The following is a 7,470-nucleotide window of genomic DNA, read 5'->3' as shown; positions in this document are numbered from 1 at the left end:
GCCAGCGCGAACACCTGCTCTCGCACTGGCGGGGGGGGGGGGCGGGCGACGCACCCCCCCCCCCCCCCCACCGCCCCCCGGGGCCACACCCGGGGTCGCCCCGCCCGCCCCGAGCCCCCCGCCCCCCGCCGGCGGCCCCCCCCCCCGCCCCCCCCGCGGCGCTGCCGCCACATGCCCCGCCCCCGCCCCGCCCCCCCCCCGCCGGCGCGCCGGGGGGGCGCCCCCCGCCCCGGCCCCCCCCCCGCCGCTACCATTACCTCGCCAATATAGCCAAACCCGTGGCCCCGCAGGGGTCGGGGCACGTCAGCGCGGCGGCGGCGGTGGTGGCGGCGGGGGAGGTGGTGGCGCCGGCGGTGGCACCAGCACGGTCTTCCAGGTGGCCACGGCCACCGGCACGCTCAGGGTCTTGCCGTTGCGCCGCAGCAGCAGGGAGACCTGCGCCTTGCCCGCTGCGTCGGCCTGGCGCACCGCAGCGGCAAGCTGGTCGATCTGGCGTACCGGCGTGTCGTCCACGCGCACGATGCGGTCGCCCCGGCGCACGCCGAAGCGCGCCTCGGGGCTGGCCGCCTCGACCTGCACCTGGCCTTCGGTGGAGCGCAGTGCCAGCCGCGCACCCTCCTGCTGCCAGTTCATCGTCTGCACCGTGCTGCTGCCGGCCAGTACCGGCAGCGGCAGGGCCAGCGCGATTGCCAGGGCCAGGGCGCGCATCTCACGCCCCCCGGGTGGCAACGGCCGGCGGCACGGCGGCGGCGCGGCGGGCCGGGCCGAACACCGCGACCTGGCCCAGCACCCACAGCAGCACCGCGCCCAGCGGCAGGTACAGCAGCGGCATGCGCGGCAGCTCGTACATGTTCATCAGCGCCAGGTTGATCGCGTACGCGGCGAGCATGCCCAGCACGATGCCCAGCGTGGCCAGCAGGAAGTTCTCGGTCTGGAAGTAGCGCAGGATCTGCCCTCGGGTCGCTCCCAGCGCACGGCGGATGCCGATCTGCTTGCTGCGCTGCTGCACCCAGAAGCTGGCCAGGCCGATGATGCCCAGTGCGGTCACCACCAGCAGGGCGATGGACACCGTCACCAGCAGGCCCACCATGGCGCGGTCGTTCTTGAAGTAGTCGTTACGCTGGTCCTCGTAGGTCTTCTTGTCGCGCATCAGGCGATTGGCATCGTTGCGCTCCAGCGCGGCGACGGCGGCCTTGAGCACTTCATCGCGGCGCTCGGGAGCGGTGCGCAGCATGTAGGTGGCGCCTTCGTCGAAGCCGCGGCGCAGCGGCATCAGCATCGACTCGTTCCAGTTGTCGTCCCAACCGGTGGGCGTGGTCAGGGTGTCGACGATGCCGACCACGTGCAGCGGCTGCTTGCCCATGTAGTAGGTCTTGCCCAGCGCGCTGCCGTCGGGTTCCATCTTCGCGGCGGTGGCCTGGCTGAAGATCACCGGGACGGCCTTGTCCTTGGAACCGGCCTTGGAGACGACGGCGTAGTCCATGTACTCGTCGGGCAGGAAGTCACGCCCGGCGATCACGTTGATGCCCATCGTGCGGATGCCATCTTCGGACATCGTGTACATCGATGCCTCGGTGGTCGGCCGCTCCTGGTCCTGCTGGCGCTGGATGCTGCTGCTGGACGAGCCGCTGCGGAACGGCACCTGGTTGATGATGGTGGCGCCGGTGACGCCGGGGATGGCGCGCAGCGACGCCAGGTCCTCGCGGGTGCGGGCCATGCCGTTGGTCTGCTTGCCGATGCCGCTGACGCGGACCATCACCAGTTCGTTCTCGGCGATGCCGCTGGGCATGCTGATCTTTTCCACGCGTTGGCTGACCAGGAACAGCGCGTTGCAGACGATGGCGCAGGTCAGGGCGACTTCCAGCACGATCAGTGCGGCAGCGGTTTTGTGCCGGCGCAGGGTGCTGAGGATGGGGCGGATGTCCATGGGAGTCCTCGTTCCGGTACTTACTGCGACTTGAGCTGGATGGCCGGGGTGACCTGCATCGCGCGCCAGGCGGGCAGGAAACCGGCAGCAAGGCTGGCAAACAGGGTCAGGCCGATGGCCAGCAGCAGCATGCTGCCGTCCAGATGGGCCAGCTTGGCGTAGCCCACCGGCTGCTGGCGCACGGCGAACAGGCCAAGCAGGGCCACGCCGATGCCGAGCACGCCGCCGACCACGCCCACTGCACCGGCTTCCACCAGGCACTGCAGGAAGATCTGGCCACGGCTGGCACCGAGCGCGCGCCGCACGCCGATCTCACCGCTGCGGCGCAGGAACTTGGCCAGCAGCAGGCCCACCGTGTTGACCAGGCACACGCCGAGGAAGCCCAGCGCCAGCCACAGCTGCAGGCGCACATCGCTGGGCACCGCACCGTTGAAGTCCAGCCACTCCATCACGTTGCGCAGGCGCACGTTCGGCGGGCGCTCGAAGCGGCCGGCCTCACGCTGCTGGCTGGAATAGTTTTCCAGGTAGCGGCGGTAGTCATCGGCCTTGCCCGGGTCCATCTCGGCCCAGTACTGCAGCCAGGTGCAGGGCGCGTTCACCGAATAGCTGTCGCCGTCGGGGTTTTCGCCGAAGCAGTTCATGTTGCCGTTGCTGCCCAGCTTCAGGTCCATCGAGGTCGACATCGGCAGCAGCAGATCTTCGTCCTTGCCGAAGCTGCCGGTGGTGAGGTCGAAGAACTGCGGTTCGGGATTCCATTCCTTCATCACGCCGACGATGCGGAAGCTCTGGCCATCCATGCGGATGTCCTTGCCGACGCTGTTGCCGCCCTGGTAAAGCTTGTCGTTCAGGGCCTTGGAGATGACCACCACGCGGGCGCGGCCGTCGTCGTCCTGGCGCGTCCAGGCACGGCCGTACTGCATCGGCACGTCGAACATCGGGAAGAAATCAGCCGAGGTCCAGCGCGTATCGATCGAGAACGGCTGCAGGGTGCTGCCGTCCGGCTCGATGGTGCCGCCGCCGCCGCTCATCAGCGCCTGGCGCTCGGCCTTGGCTTCGCGCAGCAGGGCTTCGCCATCGAAGCGGGTCATCTGCGAATTCGGTTCCTCGCCGGGCACGTAGCCACCGCGGGGGCCCGGATCGAGCTGCACGTAGAACAGGCGATCGCTCTTGTCCGGGATCGGATCGCCGGAGAGCACGTGGAAGACGGTCAGGGTGGTCATCGAGGCGCCGATGCCCAGCGCGATGGCAACCACCATCAGCGCGGTCAGGACCTTGTTGCGGCGGAAGCTGCGCGCCGCCAGTCGGGCGTAGTAGGCGAACATGGTCGGGCCCTCACTCGTTGACGGCGACGATGCGGCGCGGGGTGGCCAGCACCGGCTCACGCACCAGGTCGGTCACCTGGCCATCGACGATGTGCACGTTGCGCTGCGCCCGTGCGGCCAGTTCCGGGTCATGGGTGACCATGACGATGGTGGTGCCGGCGGCGTTGATCTCTTCCAGCAGTTCCATCACGCCACGCGCCATCTGCGTGTCCAGGTTGCCGGTCGGTTCGTCGGCCAGCAGCAGGCGCGGGCTGCCGGCCAGGGCACGGGCGATGGCGGCGCGCTGCTGCTGGCCGCCGGAGAGTTCATTGGGGTAGTGCTTCATGCGCGAACCCAGGCCGACCTGGCTCAGCGCCTTCTCGATGCGCTCGCGGCGTTCGCCGGCGCCCATCTTGCGGTAGCGCAGCGGCACGTCGACGTTGTCGAACAGGTTCAGGTCGGGAATCAGGTTGAAGCCCTGGAAGATGAAGCCGATCTTCTGGTTGCGCATGCGGCTGCGGGCATCGTCACCCAGCGTGCTGACGTCCTGGCCGTCGAGCATGTAGGTGCCGCTGGTGAAGGTTTCCAGCAGGCCGGCGATGTTGAGGAAGGTGGTCTTGCCGGAGCCGGACGGACCGGTGACGGCGACGAACTCGCCTTCCTTGACCTGCAGTTCCAGCGAGCGCAGTGCGTGGGTTTCCACCTGTTCGGTACGGAAAACCTTGGCGACCGAACGCATTTCAAGCATGTACATGGGGTGTCCTCTCTCCAGGATGTGTCAGTTGACGGAGACGCGTTCGGCGTCCTTGAACAGGTCGCTGCCGGAGACCACGATGCGGTCGCCCGGCTGCACACCCGACTTGATTTCCACTTCGCCCAGGCTGCTGACGCCCAGTTCCACCGGTCGGCGCACCGCGGTGCGGCCGTCCATCACGTAGGCCACGCCGTTGCCCTGTTCGACGAACGGGCCACGCTCGACCTTCATCACGTTGCGGCGCGTATCCAGCAGCACGCGCACCGACATGCGCTGGCTCTGGCGCAGGCCTTCCGGCTGTGCGGCGGCGAAGCGCACGCGGGCGTTGACCTCGCCGTTGACCACTTCCGGCGAGACCGCGCTGATCTCACCCGGGAACGGCTTGCCGTTGCCACCGGTCAGCTGCGCCGGCATGCCGATCGCCAGGTCACGGGCGAAGCTCTCCGGTACCTTGATCTCCACCTCGAACTTGGACAGGTCGACCACGCCCAGCACCGGCGCGTTGGCCGCCAGGTTGGTGGCCTGGGTGGCCTGCACCTGGCCGACCTGGCCGTCGAACGGCGCGCGCAGGGTCAGCGCATCCACCTGGCGCTGCACTTCGGCCACCACCGCCTTCTGGCGGTCGGCCAGCAGGCGCTTGTTGCGCGCGTCCAGGTCGGCACCCTGGCTCTGCAGGCGCGCATCGGTGGTGGCGTTGGCCAGGGTGATGTCGGCCTTCTTCAGGGAGTCCTGGGCCTTGGCCAGGTCGATCTGCGGCACCGCGCCGCCGTCGTAGCCGCGCTGGTAGCGCTGCAGGTCGCGGTCGGCGGCCTGCCGTTCGATGCTGGCCTGGTCGGTTTCCTTGCGCGACTTGGCGCGGGCGAGGGTGGCGTCCAGCGCGGCGCGGCTGGCCTCCGCTTCCAGGCCGGCCAGGGTGGCCTGTTCCTGGGCCAGCTTGCTGCGCAGTTCCGGGCTGTCGATGATCGCCAGCTCCTGGCCCTTCTTGACCACGTCGCCGGCCACCACCTTCAGGTCCAACGTACCTGCGGAAATGGCGTACAGGGTCGGGCTGTTGGCGGCGATGACGCGGCCGTCGGCGGCGATGTCGCGCACCAGGTCGCCGCGCTGCACTTCGGCGATGCGCACCCGGCTGCTGTCGAAGGAGCGGCTGGCGTTGGACCAGGCATGCACCGCCCAGCCGATGGCGGCCAGCAGGGCGACCGCACCCAGGGCCGGCCAGCGGTAGCGCTGCCAGGCCGCACGGGGGGCGCTGGCGGAAGGGGCGGAAACGATCTGGTCCTGGGCAGAGGTGTCGCGGATCATCGGGTGCGTGCCTGTCGGTGGTGACAGGGTTAAAGCATGCTCCGTGCCAAATTTATTTCATTTATTTTCAGTCACTTGCGTTTGGCTTGCGGGTGTCCGGGTGTCCGCGGACACCGTTGCGGACACTTTCATTAAGCGGACAGGAGGGACGGAGTGGGCAGCCACGCTAGAATGCGGCGACCGTCTTCAAGGAAAAGCGCGACATGTGTGGAATCGTGGGTGCGATCGCTGATCGCGATGTGGTGCCGGTGCTGATCGAAGGACTGAAGCGGCTGGAGTATCGCGGCTACGATTCGTCCGGCATCGCGGTGATCGACCATGCCGAGCGCGCGGACGTGCGCCGCGTGCGCCGTACCGGTCGTGTCTCGGAAATGGCCACCGCTGCCGAGGCGGAAGGCTTCAATTCCCAGCTGGGCATCGGCCATACCCGCTGGGCCACCCATGGCGGGGTGACCGAGGCCAATGCGCACCCGCACATCAGTGCCGGCGTGGCGCTGGTGCACAACGGCATCATCGAGAACCATGAAGAGCAGCGCGAGAAGCTGCGCGCGCTGGGCTACACCTTCGAGTCGCAGACCGACACCGAAGTGATCGCCCACCTCATGCACCACCACCTGAAGGGCGGCGACAGCCTGTTGGGCGCGCTGCAGCGCACGGTGAAGGAACTGACCGGCGCTTATGCGCTGGCCGTGGTCAGCCGTGCCGAGCCGGACCATTTCGTCTGCGCACGCATGGGCTGCCCGCTGCTGGTCGGCCTGGGCGAAGGCGAGAACTTCGTCGCCTCCGACGTCTCGGCGGTGATCTCGGCCACCCGCAAGGTGATCTTCCTGGAAGAGGGCGACACCGCCGACATCCGCCGCGATGGCGTGCAGGTGTTCGACGAGCACGACCAGCCCGTCGAGCGCGACGTGCACCTGTCCGACGTGTCGCTGGCCTCGCTGGAGCTGGGCCCGTACCGCCACTTCATGCAGAAGGAAATCCACGAGCAGCCGCGTGCGCTGGGTGACACCCTCGAAGCGTCGATCGACGCCGGTGGCTTCCCGGCCGAGCTGTTCGGCAAGAATGCCGAGGCCGTGCTGGCCGGCATCGAAGGCGTGCAGATCCTGGCCTGTGGCACCAGCTACTACTCGGGCCTGACCGCACGCTACTGGATCGAATCCATCGCCGGCCTGCCGTGCAGCGTGGAAATCGCCAGCGAATACCGCTACCGCGCCGCGTATGCCAACCCCAAGCACCTGATCGTGACCATCTCCCAGTCCGGCGAAACGCTGGATACGATGGAAGCGCTGAAGTACGCCAAGTCGCTGGGCCACAAGCACACGCTGTCGATCTGCAACGTGCCGGAGAGCGCGATTCCGCGTGCCAGCGAACTGGTCTGCTACACCCGCGCCGGCGCCGAGATCGGCGTGGCGTCGACCAAGGCCTTCACCACCCAGCTGGCCGCGCTGTTCCAGCTGACCGTGGTGCTGGGCAAGCTGCACGGCCGCGTCGATGCCGCACAGGAAGCGGACTACCTGGAGCAGCTGCGCTTCCTGCCGGGCAGCGTGCAGCATGCGCTGAACATGGAGCCGCAGATCGCGGCGTGGGCCGAGCGCTTCGCGCGCAAGAGCAGCGCCCTGTTCCTGGGCCGTGGCCTGCATTACCCGATCGCGCTGGAAGGCGCGCTCAAGCTCAAGGAAATCTCCTACATCCACGCCGAGGCCTATCCGGCCGGTGAGCTCAAGCACGGGCCGCTGGCGCTGGTGGACGAGGACATGCCGGTGGTGGTGATCGCGCCCAACGACAGCCTGCTGGAAAAGGTGAAGTCGAACATGCAGGAAGTGCGCGCCCGCGGTGGCGAGCTGTTCGTGTTCGCCGACCAGGACAGCAACTTCAACGAGTCCGAAGGCGTGCATGTCATCCGCACCCCGCGCCACGCCGGCGTGCTCAGCCCGATCGTGCACACCATTCCGGTGCAGCTGCTGGCGTACCACACCGCGCTGGCGCGCGGCACTGACGTGGACAAGCCGCGCAACCTGGCCAAGAGCGTTACGGTGGAGTAAGCCCGTTCGGGCCAATGGTCGCGGGGGGGGGGCCCGGCGCCCCCCCCGCCCCCCCCCCACAGGCCGAAGAGCAGGCCCCCCCGCCACGACGGCGCCCCCCCCCCGACCCCCCGGCGCCGGCCGGCCCGGCCGCCCGCCCCGGCC

General features: G+C 68.8%; 6 protein-coding genes. 1 reads left to right on the top strand and 5 read right to left on the bottom strand.

What is annotated here, in order from left to right; genetic code table 11:
* Positions 1–303 precede the first annotated feature (303 nt).
* The 5 genes from ACVOK1_RS19620 to ACVOK1_RS19600 are packed head-to-tail and all read right to left on the bottom strand — an operon-like array spanning position 304 to position 5,284.
* A complete protein-coding gene (locus tag ACVOK1_RS19620) occupies positions 304–708 on the bottom strand; it encodes a PDZ domain-containing protein (protein WP_481563006.1) in 405 nt (134 codons plus the stop codon).
* A 1-nt stretch (position 709) separates the two neighbouring features.
* Positions 710–1,927: an ABC transporter permease gene (locus ACVOK1_RS19615; protein WP_481563005.1), complete on the bottom strand. Its 1,218-nt coding sequence runs from the start codon at positions 1,925–1,927 to the stop codon at positions 710–712.
* Positions 1,928–1,947: 20 nt separating this feature from the next.
* Positions 1,948–3,249: an ABC transporter permease gene (locus ACVOK1_RS19610; protein WP_481563004.1), complete on the bottom strand. Its 1,302-nt coding sequence runs from the start codon at positions 3,247–3,249 to the stop codon at positions 1,948–1,950.
* A gap of 10 nt (positions 3,250–3,259) precedes the next feature.
* On the bottom strand, positions 3,260–3,982 hold the full coding sequence (locus tag ACVOK1_RS19605) for an ABC transporter ATP-binding protein (protein ID WP_200753074.1): 723 nt from the start codon (positions 3,980–3,982) through the stop codon (positions 3,260–3,262).
* A 24-nt stretch (positions 3,983–4,006) separates the two neighbouring features.
* Positions 4,007–5,284, bottom strand: a complete 1,278-nt coding sequence (locus tag ACVOK1_RS19600) for an efflux RND transporter periplasmic adaptor subunit (protein ID WP_481563003.1) — start codon at positions 5,282–5,284, stop codon at positions 4,007–4,009.
* Positions 5,285–5,487: 203 nt separating this feature from the next.
* Between ACVOK1_RS19600 and glmS the strand changes: the two genes are divergently transcribed.
* Positions 5,488–7,326, top strand: coding sequence for a glutamine--fructose-6-phosphate transaminase (isomerizing) (gene glmS, locus ACVOK1_RS19595; RefSeq protein WP_481563002.1), 1,839 nt, complete (start codon positions 5,488–5,490; stop codon positions 7,324–7,326).
* Positions 7,327–7,470 lie beyond the last annotated feature (144 nt).

It is taken from the genome of Stenotrophomonas sp. STEN087, from assembly GCF_056759115.1.
Note: the sequence above shows the minus strand (reverse complement) of the source record. Positions and strands in the feature narration are given on the sequence as shown.